The sequence below is a fragment of the Streptococcus pseudopneumoniae genome, from assembly GCF_001076775.1.
GTDB classification, from domain to species: Bacteria; Bacillota; Bacilli; order Lactobacillales; family Streptococcaceae; genus Streptococcus; species Streptococcus pseudopneumoniae_G.
Window position 1 is genome coordinate 26,784 of sequence record NZ_JVGV01000011.1, and the last position, 23,988, is coordinate 50,771.

Here is a 23,988-nt window from a genome sequence, read left to right on the forward strand (position 1 = left end):
AAGAGAGCAAAAAAGCCAGCCCTAAGCTGACTCTTTATTCCATGGTATCAAAAGCGAGACTTGGTTTGGCATTGAGGTCCAAGCTTGCAAAGTTTTCTTTGTTCCATTCGCTGACGCTGGCATAGGCAATCATACCTGCATTGTCTCCGCAGAGGCGCAGAGGTGGAATGATGACCTTGACATCTGCGATTTCGGTTGCTAGGCGTTCTCTGAGACCTTTATTGGCTGCCACACCACCTGCCACGACTAGAGTTTTAACAGGGTATTTCTCCAAAGCCTTCTTAGTTTTTGCCATGAGAATATCCAGGACAGCTGCTTGGAAGGATGCACACAAGTCCTCTGTAGACAGACTTTCTCCCTTTTGCTCGGCATTATGGTGAAGATTGATAAAGGCAGATTTCAAACCTGAGAATGAAAACTCCAGATTATCTTCCTTAATCATGGCACGAGGAAAGTCATAAATATCCTGCCCCTGATGAGCCAGCTCGTCAATCTCACGACCGGCAGGATAGGTCAAGCCCATGACACGGCCGACCTTATCATAGGCCTCACCAACCGCGTCATCTCGCGTTTCCCCAACAATCTTGTAGTCACCAGCCTCCGAAACATAAACCAACTCTGTGTGTCCACCGCTGACCAAGAGGGCTAGCAAGGGAAACTCCAAAGGCTCCACGCTCTGAGCTGCCATAAGGTGACCAGCCATGTGGTTAACGGGAATCAGCGGAAGTCCATGTGCCCAAGCAAAGGCCTTAGCAGCTGATAAACCAACTAGTAAAGCTCCCACCAAGCCAGGTCCATAGGTAACCGCCACAGCTGTTACATCGTCTTCGGTAATCCCTGCTTCTGCCAACGCCTCCTCGATGCAGGCTGTAATGACCTCGACATGGTGACGACTGGCTACTTCTGGCACTACGCCCCCAAAACGTTTGTGGCTCTCAATTTGACTAGCAATGACATTAGACAAGAGCTCATCGTCGTTTTTCAAGACGGCGACACTGGTCTCATCACAGGATGTCTCAAATGCTAAAATATATCTATCCTTCATCTATTTCTCTCTTCATGATAATGGCATCCTCGACTGGGTCATGGTAGTAGGCCTTTCGCTCAGCGATGACTGCCATCTTTTCTTTCTTGTAAAATGCTTGCGCTCGGTGATTTGACTTTCTGACTTCGAGGAAAATCTCCTTATCTGCCGGCAATGTCGCAAACAAGGCCGAGGCAATTCCCTGACCCTGATAGGTTTGTTTGACAGCGATTTGCAGGACTTCTGCCTCAAAAAGATTCTCCTGCACAGCTAGAAAGCCAATCATTTCTGCCCCATCATAAGCCAGAGCATACCAAGTCTGGTCTTGGGACAGGTCTGCTTGGATTTGTTCCAGCGTCCAAGGACTGACTGGGTAAACAGCTGCCATGACAGCGTAGATGGCTTGAGACAAGTCAGGCTGCTGTTGGATTCGTTTGATTTCTATCATAGGCGTTTAATGTAAGACTCGCCAGACTCGGTGTGGTTCTTGAGCCAGTTTTCCTCAGCCTCAACACGCTTGAGGTAATTCGGCACAAAGTCATGCAAGGAGTCTGCTTCCTTGTCCCAAGCCAAAAGAGCAAGATTGGCTGCATTAGGCAAGGTTTCTTTGTAATTAGTCCTTGGCAAGTGTTCTTGAATCTGCTCAACAAAGGGGCCAACTTCTCCGACAAAGGTTACCTGACTAGCACCCTTGATTAACTCAATCACTCGCTCAAAAGGCAGGTGCGCTTCTGGCATGACAGGCTGGGCATTTTCATAAAACCCTGCATACACATTGTTGCGACGCGCATCCATCAAAGGAATAAACAAGCCTTCTTGCTGGTAGGGCACCAGAGCCAAGAGGCTAGACATACCAACCAACTCGATGTTCAGAGTATGAGCAAGCGTCTTGGCAGTTGCTACCGCAATTCGCAATCCTGTGTAGCTACCAGGCCCTTCAGCTACCACGATTCGGTCCAAATCCTTGGGTGTCCAATCTAAACTTTCCATCAAAAAATCGATGGCAGGCATAAGGGTAATACTGTGATTTTTCTTAATATTAATCGTCGTCTCGGCAAGAACCTGCTTGTCCTCTAAAATGGCGAGAGAAAGAGCCTTGCTGGACGTATCAAAAGCTAATACTTTCATAACACATTCCTATCTTTTTGTCTGCTTACTATTATACTACAAAAGCTGGCACATGGGAATTTTCTTTATCCCCAAACAAAAATGCCCCAGCATGAGCAGGGCATCTAAGCATTTAATCCAAAGTAAAATACAAACCAAACGACATAGGTTACGAGGAGGAGAAAAAGCGAGTAGATAGTCACAAAGGTAATTTTCCACAAGAACTTGGTTTGTCGTCGTTCCAGTTTGGCAAATAGAAGATTCCCCGCATAAACGCAAGCAACAAAAACAATAAAAGCTACCAAGCGAGCTCCGATAGCAAAAGCAAATAAGTTATACATAGGGCAACCTCCTTGACTTAAAATCTATATGGAATTATGACAAGCGATAAATTTTACTCCCACTATCAATATAACACATTTTTGTTTATTTGCAAGCGTTTACTCAACGAAAGGTCCTGTGACTTTCTCGTTTCCGTCTTTTACTAATTTTTCATTTTGTGGTATAATTGAAATAATTGTAACGAATCAAGGTCAATCTAGACACAAAATGGAATGAAATCAAGCAAATCTCTGCTAAAAGTTTGGAATAAGCTGACCTGTAAAATAGAAAGGAACTATATGATTTACAAAGTTTTTTATCAAGAAACAAAAGAACGTAGCCCACGCCGTGAAACAACACGCGCACTATACCTAGACATCGATGCTAACTCAGAACTTGAGGGCCGTATCGCTGCTCGCCAACTTGTCGAAGAAAATCGCCCAGAGTACAATATCGAGTATATCGAACTCTTGTCTGACAAATTGCTAGATTACGAAAAAGAAACTGGCGCCTTCGAAATTACGGAGTTCTAATATGGCCTACACTCTTAAACCTGAAGAAGTCGGCGTTTTTGCCATCGGTGGTCTGGGAGAAATCGGGAAAAATACATACGGAATTGAATACCAAGATGAGATTGTCATCGTCGATGCTGGGATTAAATTCCCAGAAGATGACTTGCTGGGTATCGACTATGTCATTCCTGACTACTCCTACATCGTAGACAACATCGACCGCGTCAAGGCTGTTTTGATTACCCACGGACACGAGGACCACATCGGTGGGATTCCTTTCCTGCTCAAGCAAGCAAATGTCCCTATCTATGCTGGACCGCTTGCCTTGGCTTTGATTCGTGGGAAACTCGAAGAACACGGCCTCTTGCGCAACGCCAAACTTTACGAAATCAACCATAATACTGAGTTGACCTTTAAAAATCTCAAGGCAACTTTCTTTAGAACGACTCACTCTATTCCAGAGCCTTTGGGGATTGTCATTCATACTCCTCAAGGGAAAATTGTCTGTACGGGTGACTTCAAGTTTGACTTAACACCAGTTGGTGAACCAGCAGATTTGCACCGTATGGCTGCGCTTGGTGAAGAAGGTGTACTCTGTCTCCTGTCTGACTCGACAAATGCAGAAATTCCAACCTTTACCAACTCTGAAAAAGTCGTTGGCCAGTCCATCATGAAGATTATCCAAGGCATTGAAGGACGTATCATCTTTGCATCCTTTGCCTCAAATATCTTCCGTCTCCAGCAAGCGACAGAAGCCGCTGTTAAGACTGGACGCAAGATTGCGGTCTTTGGTCGCTCTATGGAAAAAGCCATTGTCAACGGAATCGAGCTTGGTTACATCAAAGCTCCTAAGGGAACCTTTATCGAGCCAAATGAAATCAAAGACTACCCTGCAGGCGAGATTCTTATCCTCTGTACAGGTAGTCAAGGCGAGCCGATGGCAGCCCTCTCTCGTATCGCCAACGGAACCCACCGTCAGGTGCAACTCCAACCAGGTGATACGGTTATCTTCTCTTCTAGCCCAATCCCTGGAAACACTACTAGCGTCAACAAGCTGATTAACATCATTTCAGAAGCTGGTGTCGAAGTTATCCACGGTAAAGTGAACAATATCCATACATCTGGACACGGTGGTCAGCAAGAGCAAAAACTTATGCTCCGCTTGATTAAGCCAAAATACTTCATGCCTGTCCACGGTGAATACCGCATGCAAAAAGTCCACGCTGGGCTAGCGGTGGATACTGGTGTTGAAAAGAACAATATCTTTATCATGAGCAATGGTGATGTGCTTGCCCTTACTGCTGACTCAGCTCGTATCGCAGGTCATTTCAACGCCCAAGACATCTATGTCGATGGAAATCGTATCGGTGAAATCGGTGCTGCTGTCCTCAAAGATCGTCGCGATCTATCTGAAGACGGTGTCGTTCTGGCAGTCGCAACTGTTGACTTCAAATCGCAGATGATTCTGTCTGGACCAGATATCCTCAGTCGAGGCTTTGTCTACATGAGAGAGTCTGGCGACTTGATTCGCCAAAGCCAACGCATCCTCTTCAATGCCATTCGTATCGCACTGAAAAATAAGGATGCTAGCGTGCAATCTGTCAATGGTGCCATTGTCAACGCTATTCGCCCCTTCCTTTATGAAAATACAGAACGTGAACCGATTATCATCCCAATGATCCTCACACCAGATGAAGAATAATACTCTTCGAAAATCTCTTCAAACCACGTCAGCTTCGCCTTGCCGTATATATGTTACTGACTTCGTCAGTTCTATCTACAACCTCAAAGCAGTGCTTTGAGAAACCTACGGCTAGCTTCCTAGTTTGCTCTTTGATTTTCATTGAGTACAAGTCAACAAAACAGCCCCGTTTTTCGGAGCTGTTTTTCTCTATGCTTTCTTTTGAGATTAAAACTCAATAAAAATCGAAATCAGACTAGAAGGCTAGGCGAAAGCATAACTTGAGTTAGGTGAGCCGAAGCCGACGACGTATCATTTTGATTTTTGAAGAGTTTTAGAAATACTACGATTTTTACCTTCCAAATACACCATCAAAATAGAAATATCTGCTGGGTTTACTCCCGAGATACGGCTGGCTTGGCCGATGGTTTCTGGATTGATGAGTTTGAACTTCTGACGGGCTTCTGTCGCGATAGAATCAATGTCATCCCAATCAATATTGGCTGGAATGCGTTTTTCTTCCATGCGTTTCATCTTGGCAACCTGGTCCATGGCTTTGGAAATATAGCCTTCGTACTTGATTTCTGTTTCAATCAATTCGATAATCTTGTCATCCAAGTCCTCTGCAGCTGGTCCGATGAAAGCCACCACATCTTGATAAGAAACTTCTGGACGGCGAAGGAATTCCTTGGCTGTCACTGCATCTGTCAAAGGCTTGAAACCCATCTCCTCAACCTTGGCATTGGTTTCCTTGACTGGCTTGAGTTTGATGCTGTCTAGGCGTTTCATCTCATTTTCAAATTGATTTTTCTTGATTTCAAAGCGAGCCCAGCGTTCATCATCCACAAGACCAATCTCACGTCCCATCTCAGTCAAACGCATATCAGCATTGTCATGGCGGAGAATGAGGCGGTATTCAGCACGACTGGTCAAAAGACGGTAAGGTTCAATGGTTCCTTTGGTCACCAAGTCATCAATCATGACCCCAATGTAACCGTCACTACGCTTCAAAATCAACTCAGGCTTGCCTTGGACTTTCAGAGCCGCATTGATACCAGCGATAATCCCTTGGCCAGCAGCTTCTTCATAACCTGATGTTCCATTTGTCTGACCAGCAGTGAAAAGACCTGAGATTTTCTTGGTTTCCAGAGTCGCACGCAACTGGTGAGGCAAGACCATGTCATACTCAATAGCATAACCTGTTCGCATCATCTCTGCATTTTCCAAACCTTTGATGGAATGAACCAAGTCACGCTGGACATCCTCAGGCAGACTGGTTGAAAGTCCTTGAACATAGACTTCCTCAGTATTGCGCCCTTCTGGCTCAAGGAAGAGTTGGTGACGTTCCTTGTCTGCAAAGCGCACAATCTTGTCTTCAATCGATGGACAGTAACGAGGTCCCACTCCCTTGACCACACCTGTAAACATAGGCGCACGGTGGAGGTTGTTTTGAATAATCTCATGACTGGTACCATTGGTATAAGTCAACCAGCATGGCACCTGATCCTTGACATAATCCTCATCACGTGACGTGTATGAGAAGTGATTAGGTGCTTCATCTCCTGGCTGAATCTCGGTCACATCGTAGTTGATAGAGGAAGCCTTGACACGTGGAGGGGTTCCTGTCTTGAAACGACCGATTTCGAGGCCCAGTTCCTTGAGATTATCAGCAAGGTTAATAGAAGCCAAGCTGTGGTTAGGACCTGATGAGTACTTGAGATCTCCGATGATAATTTCCCCACGGAGAGCAGTCCCTGTGGTCACGATAACAGCCTTGGCAGCATATTCTTGATGGGTCGCTGTACGTACACCGACAACTTTGCCGTCTTCAACCAAAATCTCATCAATCATGGTCTGACGAAGAGTCAGATTTTCTTGATTTTCAACCGTCTTGCGCATTTCCTTAGAGTAAAGCTCCTTGTCAGCCTGCGCACGGAGGGCACGGACAGCTGGCCCCTTCCCTGTGTTGAGCATCTTCATCTGGATGTAAGTCTTGTCAATGGTTTTGGCCATCTCGCCACCGAGGGCATCAACTTCACGCACAACAATCCCTTTGGCAGAACCACCGATAGAGGGGTTACAAGGCATGAAAGCCAGCATTTCAATGTTGATAGTCGCAAGCAAGACCTTACAGCCCATACGGCTAGCAGCTAGGGATGCTTCTACCCCAGCATGTCCCGCACCAATTACAATAATATCGTATTCTTCAGTAAAATTATATGTCATTTCTTAACCTTTCAAAAATTTCTCGTAAATAAGGAACTAACTTCTCCTCCTCTAGAGCTTGAGCCATAGTAACCCATTTAAAGTGCGTATGCTCTTCAGGATCTAATCTGATAATTGGCTTCTCCCCAACCCACTCTGCTTTATAAACTAAGCGAGTAAAGACAGTATCCTTAGAGGTATCCAGTTGACTATCTTCGTGAAGAAGTTTGAGCAAACTGCTATCTAGCCTAACTCCCGCTTCTTCAATACATTCTCTAAGAGCTCCATCTCGCGGAATTTCACCCTTTTCAACCCCGCCACCAGGAATATCCCAGTAAGTTGGATAAACATTGGGTTGTCCTCTTTTAATTTCCGAACGCTGAATGAGCAAATAATCATCACCACTATGAACAAGTACATGGGCAATAAGCTTAACCATTATTTTCTCTCCTATTCCTCAAGATGGATGTGTCTTAGTTGGCCGTCCCAATCTGGCAGGGCTGTTTTCAAAAAGGCTGGAACTAGATTGATACCCTTAAGCTGATCCAAATCAATCCACTCACAAGGCTGCCTTTTCTCATCTTCCTGCATGGTCAATGGGGCATCCTCAAGCAAGTCCACCAGATAATGAAACTCGATGTTGTGCCAATAGACACCATCTTCTTCAAAACGATTTTCAACAACAAAAGCTAGTTGCCCAGCTTGAACTTTGACACCCAGTTCTTCCCTCACTTCACGAACTACCGCGTCCTCCGTTCTTTCATTGACTTGAATCGCACCGCCAATAGTGTAATACTTGCCCTTATCTTTGGTGACTAGGAGCTTGCGATTTTGGAGAATCAAGGCTGTCGCCCGAACGCCAAAAACCGTAGCTCCCACTTTTGTACGAAAGTCTTGTTGAGTCATTTTTGTCCTTTCCTCTAAACGACACAAAAACAGTCAAAACTCCAAAGAAGTGCAGGACAAAAAAGCCTGCAACATCCATGAGCTTTGACCATCATTTCTATTGCTTTTATTATTGTAGCAAATTGAGAAAATTTGTCAATCTAAATGTACTGACAAACTTGTCCATCGCGGTAAGCATTGTCAATCAAACCACCACCTAGACACTCTTCGCCATCGTAAAAGACAACTGCCTGTCCTGGCGTAATCGCGCGTTGCGGTTCTGCAAAGATAACCTCTGCCTTATCTCCTTTGACATGGACGGTCACCTTAGAATCAGGCTGACGATAGCGGAATTTAGCCGTACATTCGAGCGTAAACTCCTCTGGCATGTCACGAGTAAAGTGGACTTGACTAGCCTCTAGGCTGGTTGACATGAGCGAATCATGGTAGAATCCTTGTCCTACATAGAGAATATTCTTGCTCAGGTCTTTTCCGACAACGAACCAAGGTGCATTGTCACCACCGTGTTGCCCGCCGATACCGAGGCCACCACGCTGACCAATTGTATAATACATAAGGCCTGCATGCTCGCCCATATCGCGACCATCTACAGTCATCATGCGACCTGGCTGAGCTGGCAGGTAGTTGCTGAGAAAGTTTTTAAAGTTCTTTTCTCCGATAAAGCAAATCCCTGTCGAGTCTTTCTTCTTAGCAGTCGCAAGGCCTGCTTCTTCTGCTAGTTTTCGCACTTCAGGCTTTTCCAAATGTCCCAAAGGGAACATGGTTTTTTGAAGTTGTTCTTGCGACAGTTGGCTGAGGAAATAGGTCTGATCCTTGCCATTGTCCACACCACGAAGCATGTGAACAGTACCATCTTCATCACGCGCCACTCGGGCATAGTGCCCAGTCGCTACATAGTCTGCCCCCAAGGTCATGGCATAGTCCAAAAAGGCCTTGAACTTGATTTCCTTGTTGCACATAACATCTGGATTTGGCGTACGTCCTGCACGGTATTCCGCTAGGAAATACTCAAAAACGCGATCCCAGTACTCTTTTTCAAAGTTGACAGAGTAGTAAGGAATGCCAATCTGGTCTGCCACCGCAGCCACATCCTTGTAATCTTCGGTCGCCGTACAGACGCCGTTTTCATCTGTGTCATCCCAGTTCTTCATGAAGATACCGATCACATCGTAACCCTGCTCTTTAAGCAAGAGAGCCGTCACCGACGAATCAACACCACCACTCATCCCCACAACAACACGTGTTTTAGAGTTATCACTCATGGTAAGTCTCCCATCTATTCGTTTATTTATACCCCTCAAAATTCTATTTACTATGACTTTCAATAGAATTTCTTCGAGTATAGTCTTTTCGTTTGCTTTTAGGACTAGGCAACGAGTCGCAGGCATAACTTGAGTTAGGCAAGACGAGTTAACGACGTAATAAAAGATAAACGAAATGACTAGTTCACGATTGAAGGTCGTGTGTGCTTAACGATTGAAGGTCGCTTGAGCAGTATTCATTATAACATGCTTGGTTAGAGAAGACAAGAAAGAGGCTGATAATCGACCAACCTCTCTTATAAAATAATCAATCCTTCAACAAAATCCATTGTTGAAATGCTGTTCTAAACCATTGATCGCTCAGATTTCCCAGAATAGAGCTGTCCTAACTATCGAACAGATTAAATCCATACATATCCACGCAATTCTACGTTTAGAATTGCCATAAAATAAATGTTTTAGGGATATTCTAAGTCTTTGACTGCTTAAAATTTTACGTTCTGAAGGATTTTAAAGCTAGAATAGCATAAAAATCATGAAAACTGAACTATTCGAAGCTTCAGAGTCATACGATTTCCATAGGAAGTATCTTTTTAGTACGTGTGGTTAGGAGGTGATTTTAGGGAATCTCCCAAAAACAACCGATTTCCTATTTTTATCAATCAAAAATGTTGATAAATGAGTGTTTTAAAATTAAATTTTAAAGGTATCCTTAAATTTAAAGATTTTTGATAAGATTTCTGTATTTTTTACAATTCAATGATCCGATGACATTGTTGGGCTACATAAGCATCGTGGGTCACAATAATGACTGTTTTCCCTTCTCGATTCATCTCTAAGAGAAACTTCAAGACCAAATCTCTATTTTCAGGATCCAGAGAACCTGTTGGTTCATCGGCTAAAATCAGCTGGCTTGGTTTTAAGATGGCTCTAGCAACTGCAATTCGTTGTTGCTCCCCACCAGATAACTCGGAGACCTTTTGATGCAAAGTAGCTGACAAACCTACTCTCTCTAAAATCTCTTCCACCTTTTTGAGCTTGTCTTTCTTAGACAATTTCACATATTTCAGCGCCAGCATAAGATTGTACTCGACCGTTTCATCATCAATCAGAGCAAAATTTTGAAATAGATAAGAGATGTGTTCACGGATTATTATTTGCGACTTGGCAGAATTGACCGCTAGATTTGTCTGACCAAAAATCTCATACCGTCCGCTGTAATCACTATCTATCAAACCTAATAAATTTAACAAGGTCGACTTACCACTACCACTCTTACCAACAATGGCTACCAAATCCCCCTGATCAATCCTGAGAGACAAGTTATCCAAAATCACTTTTCTCCCAATGGTTTTCGTAATATTTTTCAACTCAATCATAAGATGCCCCCTTTCAATAACTCTACTAGACTTCTTTTCTCCATCCTAGAAGCCAAAACTAGCACAAATAGTATATCCAGACATGTAAAGCCTGCAAACAGCAGAAGTGGCAAGAACGCATGGGCAAAGAAAATCAAGACTAGAAGGGGGAGACTATAGCCCAGCAAGAGCAGAACTAAGAGAGCTCGGTAGCGATCGACCAGTTTCCACCCCATAAACTTCTTGGTAATGATATCCCTGCGCTTCAACAAGAAAGTGGTAACGAGTAAAAAGTAGGAGACAATCATACTGAGAAGAGCAAATAAGGCAAAAAGAACGTTAAAATTACGAACAGAATCCCGATAGGTATCAACTATCTCCTCTTGAATTGCTTGAATCGATGAAAATTTTAAATAGCTACCATCAGATAAGTTATCGACTAACTCTGTAATCACTTTTTGATTTTGTTCTGTATTTTCAACTTTCATCGGATTGTTTAAACCTGTCGTTGACAAGTGAGTCTTTTCTTCCCACATCATGTCTTGATCATTTACCAGACTAATGATTGGATTATGGAGATTTTCCTTTCGCTCATTGTTATAAGGGAAGAAAGACCAATCTCCTTCATAGTAGGCAATTTCTACATCCATATCTTCTATCCTTTGCTTTTGCTGATCTTCATACCTCAGAGAAAGATAGGCGATGGATTTTCCCAAGAACTGATTCTTGCCTTCTTGTCCTTTGTCACTAGCTGGCATCAAAATAACTTTTTTAGTGCTGGTATCTGGTAACTTGAATCCCTTGCTCTTTAGAAAATTGCTATTAGCATAGTAAACATCTACCTCATCAGGCAGTTGGTAGTGCTGCACTTGTTCTGCTTTGATGACTGGTTTGATAGGAAGACTCGCACTTCGAACATAATTTACTTGTATTTTTGCTAGCAAATCTTGATAAAATTGGTAGAAATAATCTGTAGATTTCCCTGACCCTGCTAGCTCTTCTTGCCACAGGTTATCACTGAGGCGGAAATTTTCCAAGGTCAAGTAATTCCCTTGGCTTACCCACTGTTGCTGATAAGCAAGTTCTTTGTTTTCTTGTTCTAGACTTCTTCCCACCCCAATCAGTAAGGCCGTCAGTAAAATAGTTGTCCCTATTTTCATCACATAATTGAAGATGAGACCAAGTTTGACAGATGAAAAACCTTTCAACATAGAACTGACTGTCATTTTCTGAATCATCAGGTAGGTCAGCCAACTGATGAACAAATACAACTGTAAAAGCAGGAATTGGGATAAGAGTAAACTTGGGAACAGAAGCTTTGGTCTGTAGTCCAGCACTAAAAATAGTCCCAAGTCAATGATAAGACTTCCACCCAAGAGAAGATAAAAATTAGTCTTTACAAAACCAGCTAAAATCGCCCTGCTTTGAAAACCAAGTAACTTTTGAACCCCCACTCGTTTCATCTCCATCATCGGCTGATAAACTGTCATTAAAATCACAAGCAAGATTGCTAAGATAAAGATAATGATAGATAGTAACAAAGCTTGATTTAGCACTCCAACCTGACTTCGGTAAGTGGGTTCTAATAAAATCGTCTTATCTATCTGGAAAAAATCACTCCACTTTTGTAGAATGGTATCACGATCTATCTCTTTGCTGGAGGTAATCATATAGCGCCCATTTACAGTATGAGATTTATCCTCAATATAGGATTGGAAGGTCTGGAGTCGAATGAGTTTCACCTTTAAAAAGGTGGGAATGGTTCCTAGATTATTGGGAAGGTTCTGGTTGCTGTAGACTCCCTTCTCATTCTTTGAAAAATCAAGAGAAGTCAGACCGAACTCCTGATAGGGGAAGGTTTCCTTATCAAAAACACCAGCCTTGACCACCTCATCGCCATTATCTACTTTGATAATAGAGACCTTGTCTTGACTTGTAACCTCTTCAAAAAACTGGAGAATAGTTTCTGTCGGTTTAGTGACATCTTTCAAGTACAAGTCAAATGAATAAGCTGTCTTACCCATCTCCTGAATCCGCACTATTTCTCGTGTAACATTTACATTCAGGACAAAAAACGTAGTACACAGCAAGAGCAGGAGCATACAAAGATGACTGATTTTTTTCATAGAGATACCTCCCGTGAAGAGACGAAACTGGGAAAAACTAACTTTCCAATAAAACCACATAGTGATTCTCTCAGCTTAATTGTGTTCAAGGCTGCAAACACTGCGTGGCTTTTGAATATTTAGAGGTTAGTTTTTTGGGCAATTGTCAATCAGAATGTTCTTTTATCTGTCAATAATCCTAGAAAATCTTGTCGTTTCAAGTCTGAGAAATGTTTGGTAGAGAGACTTCCCTTTTGAAGTCCATCATCTCTAACCTGCAAATAATAGCTATGTTGGCTTGTTTTAATTGTCAAAAAATCGCCAAATATAAAAACTCTTTTCCAGTTGCGAATCTCAAATTCTTTCATCTCTGATTTTGGAATGCGGATAAGTCCTTGCCGCAAATCACGATGATGCTCACTTGTGAAAGTCATCCCATTCCCAAGATTTCTTATTAGTAGTTCATCTGGAGTTACCATCACCAGCGCTATTTTAGTTAAGAAAATTTCAACTGTTGGTGGTAAAATCGCCAAGTTGAACCAAGGATGTAGGTAGCGATACGCTAAGAAATAATGAGGCTCCTCACCCAATCCTAGTTGTTTATATAAGGCCTTGACCTCACTATCTAACCTCGCTTCAAAAGACACATCCGAATGCTCTTCTTCCTTCCTCTGATTAAAATAACGCATCCAGACTAGAAAACCTATAAAGACTATAATAAATATTCCTGATAAGAGATATTTTACATTGTAGTTCATCACTTAACCTCCTGATTCACTACTCCGCCCAAAGCAGAGGCCTATTTATTTTGAAAATAGTTCCATAACAACTTTAAATAAGACTGGTAAGATTGTCAAACTAGAATTCTTTCTTTTCTAGCTACATCATAATTCTCGACTAAATACAAAGTTAAGGTCACTGAATTTGTCAACGCTTGCACACCTCCCGTTTCACCTATATTATAAATCAACATATATAACCTGTCAAGCAATTAAAGCAAATATTAAATGTTTTCAAAAAGAAGAATTATAGTTATATTTTACACATAAAAAAGATAGCTTTTGCTATCCTTATACATTATCTGACTGCTTATCCATTAGATATTGTTCCACCTTGAGCGCCTTGACTTCATTATTTTCAATTAGATAAAGCACCTTAGCTTTCATATAATAGTCCTTAGCAACAGAGATATCAAGATCTTCTGTTACATTTCCCAATAAACAATATAAATCTGCTAACCTAAAGCTACTATGATATTTGTTACAAAATTCAATTATCTCCAATAATAGCGCTCTGGACTTATCCATCTCCTCCTGTTTCCAAAGGTGGTAACAATAATTGTATTTTATTTTGATATACAACTCAATTTGTTCACGCACACTAGTATCGATTTTTGAAAGGGCTACGGAAACCTGATCATATAGTTGCTCAAATTTCTCCTTATCCTCATCATAGCCTAAGAAAATCAGCAGGGTATTCAAAATATATAAGTAATCCACTTTATCAATACTAATCCTACTAAGGATGTCCTCTATTTTTGAAATAGCTAGTTTTAATTGATGTTCACATTGATAAGTTAGAATGGCATCTATCCAGTCCAGATAAATCTTTTCATCAAAAGATAAAGAAGTCTGTTGCTTTCTCTCTCCCTCAAAAGCATATTTCAAAGAGGCATAATCTTGATTTTCCAATAATGTTTCAGACAATCTCTTGAAAGCAGACAAGCCTAGAAACTCTTTCGAAATTTCTCCTGAAAAGAAATAGTCCATATTTAAGCCCATTTTTTCAGATAATTTATATAACAAATCTGCTCCTGGCATATATTTGCCTTGTTCCATTCGACTTATCTGAGTTTGTTGGCAAATTCCTTCTGCCAACTCTTTTTGCGACCACCCCAACTCTTTTCGCTTATTTTTTAATCTTGTTGCTAATAATGCATGCATGCTAACCACCACTATTTATATTCTATAAAAACATTATACTACTTTTTTGAGAAGATTATATCAGATTGTCTACATAGTGTGAACAGGATTCTAAAAAGGAAAGAAAAAAGAGCTATTCAAAGCTCTTTCCCCTATTTCTTAATACCAGCCGTTGTTAAGCCAAAAGTTTTTAGCGGCTGACCATGAACCGTAACGTCCTGCAACGTAAGCATCTGCTACACGTTCTTGGTTTTCAGCTGAGTAGTCACCGTTCAAGTATGAATCTGTCAATTGGTAACGTCCAATGTATTGACCGTTTGTAGCTGTATAGCTACCACCTGATTCTTTTTGTGCAATCCATTCTTTAGCTTCTGCTTCAGATCCGCTTACAGTTGCGGCTGGTGCTGAAGTTTCTGCTGTAGCAACAGTTTCTTCTGCTACAGGAGCGCTTGCAGCTGGTGCTGCTTCTTCTACTACTTCTGTAGTTTCTGCTACTGGAGCTGAAACAGTTTCATCTTGAGCAGCTGGTGCTGCATAAGTAGCTGGCGCTGGTGTTGCTGCTGGTGCTACTGGACCGTCGATAACCAACTCTTGACCAACATAAATCATATGGATGTTGTCAATGTGGTTGTTTTCTGCCAATTTCTCAACAGTTGTGTTGTGAGTTTCAGCGATTTCTGAAAGTGTATCACCTTCTTTAACAGTGTAAGTTGATGATTCTTGAGCAGATACAAATGATGGAGCAAATACTGCAAACAAGGCAGCTACTCCTGCAAGAGTTGTTTTAATCTTTTTAGTTGTTGATTTCATATTTGAAAATTCTCCTTCTTTCTATACTTCTATCATACCCTTTAAATATTACTGTTTCTTGACACTTTTATGTAGAAATATTACAAAATTATTTTTTATTTCCCTAAATAAGCTATTTTTTGTTACAAAAGATGCTTTTTTATGCTATTTGTAGTGTAAAAAGGTTTTCATCCACAATTAAAGCCAAGACCTTCATTCTTTGATATAATAGAGATAAGAATTTTTATAAGGGGAAACTGATGAAATCACTTCGTTTTCAATCTGTCTTTGATATCATCGGACCAGTTATGATTGGCCCATCTAGTAGCCATACAGCTGGTGCTGTTCGTATTGGGAAGATTGTCTCTTCCATTTTTGATGATACTCCGACAGAAGTCGAATTCCAACTTTTTAACTCATTTGCCAAGACCTATCGTGGTCACGGAACAGACCTAGCCCTTGTTGCAGGTATTTTGGGCATGGATACAGATAATCCTGAAATCCCAAATAGTCTGGAGATTGCCAACAAGCGCGGCATCAAGATTGTCTGGACCATTCAGAAAGACAGTAATGCTCCTCATCCAAACACCACTAAAATTACCGTCAAAAATGCTCACAAGACCATCAGCGTGACTGGTATTTCTATCGGAGGAGGGAATATTCAGGTCACCGAACTCAATGGCTTTGCCGTCTCTCTCAATATGAATACACCGACTATCATCATTGTTCATCAAGATATTCCAGGTATGATTGCCCTCGTAACAGAGGCTCTTTCACGCTATGGTATCAATATCGCCCAGATGAATGTTACTCGTGAAAAAGCTGGTGAAAAAGCTATTATGATTATCGAAGTTGACAGTCGCAACTGTGATGAGGCCATCGAAGAAATTCGAAAAATCCCTCATCTCCACAATGTCAATTTCTTTAAATAGGAGGAAGCATGTTTTATTCTATCAAAGAATTGGTCGAGCAAGCAGATCTGGACTTTCAAGGAAATGTCTCAGAACTTATGATTACAACAGAGTTTGAATTGACCGGTCGCGAACGTGAGGAAGTCCTCCTTCTCATGGAACGCAATCTGGAAGTCATGAAAGCCTCTGTCCAACTTGGCCTCAATGAAAATAAATCTCGTAGTGGCCTGACAGGTGGAGATGCTGCCAAATTGGATCACTACATAAAAAATCGAAAAACTCTGTCAGATTACACGATTCTCTCTGCTGCCCGAAATGCCATTGCAGTCAATGAACACAATGCTAAAATGGGCTTGGTTTGTGCCACTCCGACCGCAGGAAGTGCCGGCTGTCTCCCTTCCGTTCTCACTGCTGCTATTGAAAAATTAGACCTCAGCCACGAGCAACAGCTGGATTTCCTCTTTGCTGCTGGTGCCTTTGGACTAGTCATCGCAAACAACGCCTCTATCTCGGGTGCTGAAGGCGGTTGCCAAGCTGAGGTTGGTTCAGCATCTGCTATGAGTGCTGCAGCCTTGACTCTAGCTGCAGGCGGAACACCTTATCAGGCCAGCCAGGCCATTGCCTTTGTCATTAAAAATATGCTAGGCCTCATCTGTGACCCTGTTGCCGGCTTGGTTGAAGTTCCCTGTGTTAAACGTAATGCCATGGGAGCTAGCTTTGCCTTCATCGCAGCAGACATGGCCTTGGCAGGTATCGAATCTAAAATTCCTGTGGATGAAGTTATCGATGCCATGTACCAAGTAGGAGCAAGCATGCCAACTGCCTTTCGTGAAACAGCTGAAGGCGGACTCGCTGCCACCCCTACTGGTCGTCGCCTCCAAAAAGAAATTTTCGGAGAATAAGCTTATCAAATAGGAGAAACCATGACCTCTATCACAGCTATCTTTTTCGATCTAGATGGAACCCTCGTTGACAGTTCTATCGGGATTCACAATGCCTTTACCCATACCTTTAAAGAGCTAGGGGTGCCTAGCCCTGATGCCAAAACCATTCGTAGTTTTATGGGACCGCCCCTCGAAAGTAGTTTTGCGACCTGCCTTCCCAAAGACCAAATTTCTGAGGCTGTCCAGATATACCGTTCTTACTATAAGGCAAAAGGCATCCATGAAGCTCAACTCTTTCCTCAGGTCGTAGACTTGCTTGAGAAGTTATCGAGCAATTACCCTCTTTATATCACCACTACAAAGAATACTCCAACCGCTCAAGACATGACTAAAAACTTGGGAATCTATCATTTCTTTGATGGCATTTATGGTTCCAGCCCTGAAGCACACCATAAGGCAGATGTCATTCGCCAAACCTTGCAGACACATCAACTAGCCCCAGAACAAGCTATCATCATCGGAGATACCAAGTTTGATATGCTGGGTGCTCAAGAAACAGGCATTCAGAAATTAGCCGTCACTTGGGGATTTGGGGAGCAAGCAGATTTGCTAAACTATCAGCCTGATTATATCGCTCACAAACCCATAGAAGTTTTGGCCTATTTTCAATAACATAGACTGGGCGACAACCCCATCTCAGAAGAAAATGGAGCAAGTTTCTACATAACAAAACGCATATTACCAAGATTCTTCAGAACTGATAATATGCGTTTTTCTTTTTTATTCAACGTGGGTGGTTTGATTTGCAAAAGCGATAATGGCTTGCTTCAATTCATCTCCACTAAGAGTGCGGAACTCTTCAATCTTTTGATCGATGGCTTCTAGAGGCATGACATTAACCTTACCAACGAAAATCTTATCCATAACCTGATTATCAACAAGTTCGGTCGATACCAAGAGTTCTTCGTAAAGTTTTTCGCCTGGACGGATTCCAACTTCAACAATTGGAATTTCGCTTTCGGTGTGGCCACTTAGAAGCACCATTTTCTTGGCCAAGTCATAAATCTTGACTGGTTTGCCCATATCAAGGATAAAGACTTCTCCATCCTTGGCATAAGCACCAGCATGGATAACCAGACGGCTAGCTTCTGGAATGGTCATAAAGTAACGGGTCATGCGAAAATCTGTGACCGTTACAGGCCCGCCTTCAGCAATTTGACGTTCAAAGACTGGAATGACACTACCACGGCTACCAAGAACATTCCCAAAACGAACTGCACAGTAGGTTGATTGGCTACGTTGGTTAAAGCCAGTGACAATCAACTCAGCCACGCGCTTGGTTGCTCCCATAACATTTGGTGGATTAACCGCCTTATCTGTCGAAATCATAACCATCTTAGGTACTTTAGCTTCATCAACAGCCTTAGCAACGTTGTAAGTTCCACGGATATTGTTTTTGAAGGCTTCTTTTGGATTGCGCTCCATCATAGGAACGTGCTTGTGGGCAGCCGCATGATAAACAATAGCTGGCTTGTACTGTTCAAAGACTTGCAACAAACGGTCATAGTCTTGAATATCGGCAATAACCGGTACATAATCAATCCCTTGGAACTTGCGAATCAATTCATGATAAACAAGGTAGATTGAGTTTTCCCCATGACCGAGCAAGACGATGCGTTCAGGATTGAAGCGACTAACTTGGCGACAGATTTCAGAACCGATTGAGCCACCAGCACCTGTGACTAAGATTGTCTTACCTGTCAGTTCTGCGCCCAGACGCGATTCGTCAAGACGAATTTCCTGACGTCCCAAAAGGTCCGTAATATCAATTTTTTGGAAGCCAGTACCTGCTTGGTGAAGTCCTTGAACAACCGTTTCAACCTTAGGCATCTTGTAACACTTGACACCCAGCTTATTACACATCTGCAAGATACGTTCATATTCTGACGGGTCAAGCGACGGAATCGCAACGATAACACGCTCGATTTGATGGCGTTTGGCTAATTCAGGCAGATCATCATATGAACCCAAAACAGGGATTCCACCAAGTTTTTGGCCCTTTTTCTTAGAATCCTTGTCCAAAATACCGACAAGTTCTAATTCACTAGTTGGATGTTGGTAACTATCCATAAAGAGGGCTCCACCATCACCGGCACCAATCAAGAAGGTCCGACGGTGTTCTCCATCACCACTTCCCTTTTTGCGTTTAGAGTAGATTAACTGCCAAGTAATCCGTGGCAATAAAATCAAGAAAGTACTCAACAAGATAAAGAGAATGATGAAACGGATTGAAAAAAGTGGCAAGAAGGCATAGCAGATACTATATGACAAGATACTGCTAGCAGTCACACCAAAAAAGATTTTCATGAAATCCGTAATCTTGCTGTAACGACTAATACTAGCGTTCAGCCCCCAAAATCCAATCATCAATTGATAGAACAGGAAGGCCAAACTCGTATAGATGATGTAGTCAACAGGTGCTGGATTAATCAAGCCGTAGAATAAGATATAAGATACAATGATGGAAACCACCATACTCAAAATATCAAATATTCCCCAGAAAACCTGTTTTTGTTGTTTATTTAAAATTTCCACCAGATCAATCACATAATCTGTGAGTTTTTTATTCATAGAAATTTACTCCTCCTTAAAAGAGCTGGATAATTATACTCAATGAAAATCAAAGAGCAAACTAGGAAACTAGCCGCAGGCTGCTCAAAACACTGTTTTGAGGCTGTAGATAAGACTGACGAAGTCAGTCACATACATACGGCAAGGCGAGGTTGACGCGGTTTGAAGAGATTTTCGAAGAGCATTATATTGTTATTATAACACTTTTTATCTAGTTTACGATTTGCTACAATCTTTTACTTGCTTTTTCGTAACAGTTTCATAAAAATAAACTGTCGGACAAATCCGGGACAAAGGGCAACCACCATCTGAATGGCAACACTCTTGGCATACTCCATGTAAGAAATTTGTCCTCGCTTCAGCATCCGTTGACGAGCTTGACGATAGAGTTTGAGGTAACGCAGTCCCCCACGACGCTCAAACATCCCTGCTCCGACACGAACCTTACACAAGATTTGATCCAGATTTCCAGTCTTGGCTCCTGCAGCAATCATATTGAGCCAGAGGAGGTCATCCTCCATATAGAGGCCATCCTCATAGTTACCTGCCTTGAGAACCATGTCCTTCTTGAACATGACAGTCATATGGTTAAAAGCACTTCTCATCCTTTGATAAGCCACAATCTCTGCATGCTGGGTTGGAACACGACGGTAAGAAACAATCTCATCAGGATTGTCAATAAACTCTGCAATATGGCCACCTAATAGGTCAAGGTTTTTCTTCTCCATTAGCTGAACCTGTTTCTCAAAACGATCTGGAACTGCTATATCATCCGTATCCATACGAGCGATGATATCGTACTGACACTGCAAAACACCCTGTCGAAGAGCCAGACCCAAACCTTGATTCTGCTCAAGAGGATAGCGTTTCACTGGAATATCAGACTCAGCTTCAAGCTGGTCTAATACCTGATAGAGCTCAGGTGTCAAAGGCCCATCCTCAACCAGAACCAATTCGCTCGGTTTCAGGGTCTGATTTTGAACACTCTCAATAGCATCCTTTAAAAATGTCGGATTTTCCTTGATATATACCGACATCAATACGCTGATTTTTTGCTTTTCAGACACAGTTTTTCTCCAATATATAGATTTCCTTCCACTATTTTATCATAATTTTCAAGACTTTCCCATTTTTATCTTGAAAGCCAGAAACCTTACTTGACATTATAGTGAAAAAGCCTTAAAATAAGCTGTTATTAAAATCAGCTAGGAGAGGTATTATATGAAAAAGCAATCACTCTTTTTTGTTCCAGGTATTATCCTGATTGGTGTTTCCTTGCGGACTCCTTTTACTGTTTTACCTATTATTTTGGGAGATATTTCGCAAGGGCTGGGAGTAGAAGTTAGTTCGCTTGGTGTCTTGACCAGCCTTCCTCTCCTCATGTTTACCCTCTTCTCGCTATTTTCTACCCGACTGGCTCAAAAAATCGGCTTGGAGCATCTCTTCACCTACAGCCTCTTCTTCTTGACTATCGGTTCCCTCATTCGACTAATCAATCTGCCCCTGCTCTATCTAGGAACCTTGATGGTTGGGGCAAGTATCGCAGTCATCAATGTTCTGCTTCCTAGTCTCATCCAAGCCAATCAACCAAAGAAAATTGGTTTTCTGACCACCTTATATGTAACTTCTATGGGGATTGCGACGGCTCTGGCGTCCTATCTAGCTGTGCCCATTACACAAGCCAGTTCTTGGAAAGGACTTATCATCCTCCTCACCCTGCTCTGCCTAGCAACTTTTTTGGTCTGGCTACCTAATCACCGCTATAATCACAGACTGGCTCCACAAACCAAACAAAAAAGCAAAGCAAAGGTCATGCGTAATAAACAGGTCTGGGCAGTTATTGTCTTTGCAGGTTTTCAATCCTTGCTCTTTTACACAGCTATGACCTGGCTACCTACCATGGCTATCCATGCAGGCCTATCCAGTCACGAAGCTGGCTTGCTGACTTCTATCTTCTCTCTGATTAGCATTCCTTTTTCAATGACCATCCCAAGCCTGACAACCAGCTTGTCTACTCGCAACCGTCAGCTCATGCTCGCTCTGGTTTCACTAGCTGGTGTGGTCGGCATTTCCATGCTCTTTTTCCCAATCGGTAATTTCTTTTACTGGCTTGCCATCCATCTCCTCATCGGAACCGCAACCAGCGCCCTCTTCCCCTATCTCATGGTCAACTTTTCACTCAAGACAAGCGCCCCTGAAAAGACTGCCCAATTGTCTGGTTTATCTCAAACAGGAGGCTATATCCTAGCAGCCTTTGGGCCAACCCTCTTTGGTTACAGTTTTGACCTTTTCCACTCTTGGGTGCCAGCTGTAGCTGCCCTCTTACTCGTCGATATCCTGATGACTGTGGCCCTCTTTACAGTGGACAGAGCTGATAAAATCCTCTAAACTTCTAGTTTTGCCTAGAAGTTTTTTTATATATAAAAATTTTACACATTTCTCTTGACAGGGCTTTTTTTTAGATGTACAATGTATGTGTAGAAAAATTATATATAAAAATCTTACACATTAGAAAAGGAGGTTTCCCATGTACTTTCCAACATCCTCTGCCTTGATTGAATTTCTCATCTTGGCCGTACTGGAGCAGGGTGATTCTTATGGGTATGAGATTAGCCAGACCATTAAGCTTATCGCTAATATCAAAGAATCTACACTCTATCCTATCCTAAAAAAATTGGAAGGCAATAGCTTTCTGACAACCTATTCTAGAGAGTTCCAAGGTCGCATGCGCAAATACTACTCCTTGACAAATGGTGGTATAGAACAGCTCGTGACCCTGAAAGATGAATGGGCACTCTATACAGACACCATTAATGGCATCATAGAAGGGAGTATCCGCCATGACAAGAACTGAATACCTGACTCAGCTAGAACTCTATCTCAAAAAACTGCCTCAGGCTGACCAAATTGAAGCCATGGACTATTTCAGGGAACTCTTTGACGATGCTGGAGTCGAAGGAGAAGAAGAACTCATCGCTAGCTTGGGAACTCCTAAGGAAGCAGCTCACGAAGTTCTCTCCAATCTTCTCGATAAAAAAATCAATGAAGCACCTGCTCAAAAGAATAACCGACAAATTTTGCATATCGCCTTGTTAGCCCTCCTTGCAGCACCCATCGGTATTCCTCTGGGAATCGCCATCCTCGTGTCCCTGTTCGCAATCCTTGTGGCAGCCTTGACTGTCATTATAGCTTTCTTTGCGGTTTCTATACTTGGTATCATCGGCGGATTCCTATTCTTAGTTGAAAGTTTCACTGTCCTCGCCCAAGCTAAATCAGCCTTTATCTTGATTTTCGGTTCTGGTTTACTAGCCATCGGTGCTTCTTCACTAGTCTTACTAGGTATTTCCTATGTAGCTCGTTTCTTCGGCCTACTCATTGTTCGCCTGGTGCAATTTGTTCTTAAAAAAGGAAAGAGAGGTGACCAGCATGCGTAAATGGACAAGAGGATTTCTCATTTTTGGTGTGGTGACTACCATTATCGGCTTTATCCTGCTCTTTGTGGGGATCCAATCTGACGGGATTAAGAGTCTGCTTGCCATGTCCAAGGAGCCTGTCTATGATAGTCGGATGGAAGAGCTGACCTTTGGCAAGGAAGTCGAAAACCTAGAAATCACGCTCCACCAACACGCGCTGACCATCACAGACTCTTTCGATGATCAAATCCACATTTCTTACCATCCATCTCTTTCTGCTCACCATGATCTTATCACGAATCAGAACGATAAAACGCTGAGCCTCACTGATAAGAAACTGTCTGAAACTCCATTTCTCTCTTCTGGAATCGGCGGGATTCTCCATATCGCAAGCAGCTACTCTAGTCGTTTTGATGAAGTTATTCTCCAATTGCCAAAAGGAAGAAGCCTAAAAGGAATCAACATCTCAGCCAATCGCAGACAAACCACCATCATAAATGCTAGCCTTGAAAATGCGACCCTCAATACAAACAGCTATATCCTCCGAATTGAAGGAAGTCGTATCAAAAACAGTAAACTCACAACCCCTAATATCGTTAATATCTTTGATACAGACCTTACAGATAGTCAACTAGAGTCAACAGAGAAGCACTTCCACGCTGAAAATATCCAAGTCCATGGTAAGGTTGAACTGACTGCCAAAAAGTATCTCAGAATCATCCTAGACCAGAAAGAGAACCAACGAATTAACTGGGACATCTCAAGTAACTATGGTTCTATCCACCAATTCACAAGAGAAGAGCCTGAATCAAGAGGTACGGAATTAAGCAACCCTTACAAAACTGAAAAAACCGAGGCCAAGGATCAACTCATTGCTAGAGCTGATAATGATATTGAGCTAATATCCATACCAAACAGACGTTGACAAAAACGCTTACATTTGCTACTATGGAAGCA

24 protein-coding genes are annotated in these 23,988 nt (G+C 42.2%); 9 read left to right on the forward strand and 15 right to left on the reverse strand.

What is annotated here, in order from left to right; all coding sequences use genetic code 11:
* Window positions 1-34 precede the first annotated feature (34 nt).
* From tsaD to ADJ60_RS02280, 4 genes are all read right to left on the reverse strand, one after another.
* Window positions 35-1,045 (reverse strand): tRNA (adenosine(37)-N6)-threonylcarbamoyltransferase complex transferase subunit TsaD, encoded by a 1,011-nt coding sequence (gene tsaD, locus ADJ60_RS02265; protein WP_020901820.1) that lies wholly within the window; start codon window positions 1,043-1,045, stop codon window positions 35-37.
* Window positions 1,035-1,472, reverse strand: coding sequence for a ribosomal protein S18-alanine N-acetyltransferase (gene rimI / locus ADJ60_RS02270; RefSeq protein WP_049543150.1), 438 nt, complete (start codon window positions 1,470-1,472; stop codon window positions 1,035-1,037). The genes tsaD and rimI overlap by 11 nt, the downstream gene beginning before the upstream one ends.
* Window positions 1,469-2,152 carry a tRNA (adenosine(37)-N6)-threonylcarbamoyltransferase complex dimerization subunit type 1 TsaB gene (gene tsaB, locus ADJ60_RS02275; protein ID WP_049543151.1) on the reverse strand — a complete coding sequence of 228 codons (684 nt, stop codon included), beginning with the start codon at window positions 2,150-2,152 and terminating at the stop codon, window positions 1,469-1,471. Before tsaB ends, rimI begins: the two co-directional genes overlap by 4 nt.
* A gap of 104 nt (window positions 2,153-2,256) precedes the next feature.
* Window positions 2,257-2,472, reverse strand: a complete 216-nt coding sequence (locus ADJ60_RS02280) for a hypothetical protein (protein ID WP_000282477.1) — start codon at window positions 2,470-2,472, stop codon at window positions 2,257-2,259.
* A 279-nt stretch (window positions 2,473-2,751) separates the two neighbouring features.
* On the opposite strand from ADJ60_RS02280, the gene ADJ60_RS02285 reads away from it, so the two are divergent.
* Together ADJ60_RS02285 and rnjA are read left to right on the forward strand one after the other, a co-directional pair.
* Window positions 2,752-2,985, forward strand: coding sequence for a DNA-dependent RNA polymerase subunit epsilon (locus ADJ60_RS02285; RefSeq protein ID WP_000639571.1), 234 nt, complete (start codon window positions 2,752-2,754; stop codon window positions 2,983-2,985).
* Window position 2,986: 1 nt separating this feature from the next.
* Window positions 2,987-4,666: a ribonuclease J1 gene (rnjA, locus tag ADJ60_RS02290; RefSeq protein WP_049543153.1), complete on the forward strand. Its 1,680-nt coding sequence runs from the start codon at window positions 2,987-2,989 to the stop codon at window positions 4,664-4,666.
* A gap of 291 nt (window positions 4,667-4,957) precedes the next feature.
* Here rnjA and mnmG read toward each other — a convergent pair whose 3' ends face one another.
* The 9 genes from mnmG to ADJ60_RS02340 form a co-directional block, all read right to left on the reverse strand.
* Window positions 4,958-6,871: a tRNA uridine-5-carboxymethylaminomethyl(34) synthesis enzyme MnmG gene (gene mnmG / locus ADJ60_RS02300; protein WP_000221906.1), complete on the reverse strand. Its 1,914-nt coding sequence runs from the start codon at window positions 6,869-6,871 to the stop codon at window positions 4,958-4,960.
* Window positions 6,861-7,292, reverse strand: coding sequence for an NUDIX hydrolase (locus tag ADJ60_RS02305; RefSeq protein WP_049543155.1), 432 nt, complete (start codon window positions 7,290-7,292; stop codon window positions 6,861-6,863). Before ADJ60_RS02305 ends, mnmG begins: the two co-directional genes overlap by 11 nt.
* Window positions 7,293-7,300: 8 nt before the next feature.
* A complete protein-coding gene (locus ADJ60_RS02310; protein WP_049543157.1) occupies window positions 7,301-7,756 on the reverse strand; it encodes an NUDIX hydrolase in 456 nt (151 codons plus the stop codon).
* A 140-nt stretch (window positions 7,757-7,896) separates the two neighbouring features.
* A complete protein-coding gene (gene mnmA / locus ADJ60_RS02315) occupies window positions 7,897-9,018 on the reverse strand; it encodes a tRNA 2-thiouridine(34) synthase MnmA (protein ID WP_049543159.1) in 1,122 nt (373 codons plus the stop codon).
* A 749-nt stretch (window positions 9,019-9,767) separates the two neighbouring features.
* Window positions 9,768-10,397, reverse strand: a complete 630-nt coding sequence (locus ADJ60_RS02320; protein WP_049543161.1) for an ABC transporter ATP-binding protein — start codon at window positions 10,395-10,397, stop codon at window positions 9,768-9,770.
* A complete protein-coding gene (locus ADJ60_RS02325; protein WP_049543164.1) occupies window positions 10,394-12,502 on the reverse strand; it encodes an amino acid ABC transporter permease in 2,109 nt (702 codons plus the stop codon). Before ADJ60_RS02325 ends, ADJ60_RS02320 begins: the two co-directional genes overlap by 4 nt.
* A gap of 149 nt (window positions 12,503-12,651) precedes the next feature.
* Window positions 12,652-13,239 (reverse strand): hypothetical protein, encoded by a 588-nt coding sequence (locus tag ADJ60_RS02330; protein ID WP_049543167.1) that lies wholly within the window; start codon window positions 13,237-13,239, stop codon window positions 12,652-12,654.
* Between the two features lie 312 nt (window positions 13,240-13,551).
* Window positions 13,552-14,424: a helix-turn-helix domain-containing protein gene (locus tag ADJ60_RS02335; RefSeq protein WP_049500743.1), complete on the reverse strand. Its 873-nt coding sequence runs from the start codon at window positions 14,422-14,424 to the stop codon at window positions 13,552-13,554.
* 138 nt (window positions 14,425-14,562) lie between these two features.
* Complete coding sequence (locus ADJ60_RS02340; protein WP_049543169.1) at window positions 14,563-15,213, reverse strand: LysM peptidoglycan-binding domain-containing protein; 651 nt, start codon at window positions 15,211-15,213, stop codon at window positions 14,563-14,565.
* A 239-nt stretch (window positions 15,214-15,452) separates the two neighbouring features.
* Between ADJ60_RS02340 and sdaAB the strand changes: the two genes are divergently transcribed.
* The 3 genes from sdaAB to ADJ60_RS02355 are packed head-to-tail and all read left to right on the forward strand — an operon-like array spanning window position 15,453 to window position 17,659.
* Entirely contained in the window at window positions 15,453-16,124 is a 672-nt protein-coding gene (sdaAB, locus tag ADJ60_RS02345; protein ID WP_049543171.1) for an L-serine ammonia-lyase, iron-sulfur-dependent subunit beta, read from the forward strand.
* An 8-nt stretch (window positions 16,125-16,132) separates the two neighbouring features.
* On the forward strand, window positions 16,133-17,005 hold the full coding sequence (sdaAA, locus tag ADJ60_RS02350; RefSeq protein WP_049543173.1) for an L-serine ammonia-lyase, iron-sulfur-dependent, subunit alpha: 873 nt from the start codon (window positions 16,133-16,135) through the stop codon (window positions 17,003-17,005).
* 21 nt (window positions 17,006-17,026) lie between these two features.
* A complete protein-coding gene (locus tag ADJ60_RS02355) occupies window positions 17,027-17,659 on the forward strand; it encodes an HAD family hydrolase (protein WP_049543176.1) in 633 nt (210 codons plus the stop codon).
* Between the two features lie 108 nt (window positions 17,660-17,767).
* On the opposite strand, the gene ADJ60_RS02360 is transcribed toward ADJ60_RS02355, so the two are convergent.
* Both ADJ60_RS02360 and ADJ60_RS02365 read right to left on the reverse strand, forming a co-directional pair.
* Window positions 17,768-19,618 carry a polysaccharide biosynthesis protein gene (locus ADJ60_RS02360; RefSeq protein WP_001035713.1) on the reverse strand — a complete coding sequence of 617 codons (1,851 nt, stop codon included), beginning with the start codon at window positions 19,616-19,618 and terminating at the stop codon, window positions 17,768-17,770.
* A 236-nt stretch (window positions 19,619-19,854) separates the two neighbouring features.
* Entirely contained in the window at window positions 19,855-20,685 is an 831-nt protein-coding gene (locus ADJ60_RS02365) for a glycosyltransferase (protein WP_049543178.1), read from the reverse strand.
* A 154-nt stretch (window positions 20,686-20,839) separates the two neighbouring features.
* Between ADJ60_RS02365 and ADJ60_RS02370 the strand changes: the two genes are divergently transcribed.
* The 4 genes from ADJ60_RS02370 to ADJ60_RS02385 all read left to right on the forward strand — a co-directional run bounded on the left by ADJ60_RS02370 (window position 20,840) and on the right by ADJ60_RS02385 (window position 23,956).
* The gene (locus ADJ60_RS02370) at window positions 20,840-22,006 is read left to right on the forward strand and encodes a CynX/NimT family MFS transporter (RefSeq protein WP_049543180.1); all 1,167 of its coding nucleotides are present in this window, start codon (window positions 20,840-20,842) and stop codon (window positions 22,004-22,006) included.
* Between the two features lie 139 nt (window positions 22,007-22,145).
* Complete coding sequence (locus ADJ60_RS02375) at window positions 22,146-22,472, forward strand: PadR family transcriptional regulator (protein WP_023945679.1); 327 nt, start codon at window positions 22,146-22,148, stop codon at window positions 22,470-22,472.
* Window positions 22,459-23,052, forward strand: coding sequence for a DUF1700 domain-containing protein (locus ADJ60_RS02380; RefSeq protein ID WP_049543184.1), 594 nt, complete (start codon window positions 22,459-22,461; stop codon window positions 23,050-23,052). Before ADJ60_RS02375 ends, ADJ60_RS02380 begins: the two co-directional genes overlap by 14 nt.
* Window positions 23,045-23,956 carry a DUF4097 domain-containing protein gene (locus tag ADJ60_RS02385; protein ID WP_049543187.1) on the forward strand — a complete coding sequence of 304 codons (912 nt, stop codon included), beginning with the start codon at window positions 23,045-23,047 and terminating at the stop codon, window positions 23,954-23,956. Before ADJ60_RS02380 ends, ADJ60_RS02385 begins: the two co-directional genes overlap by 8 nt.
* Window positions 23,957-23,988: the final 32 nt, after the last annotated feature.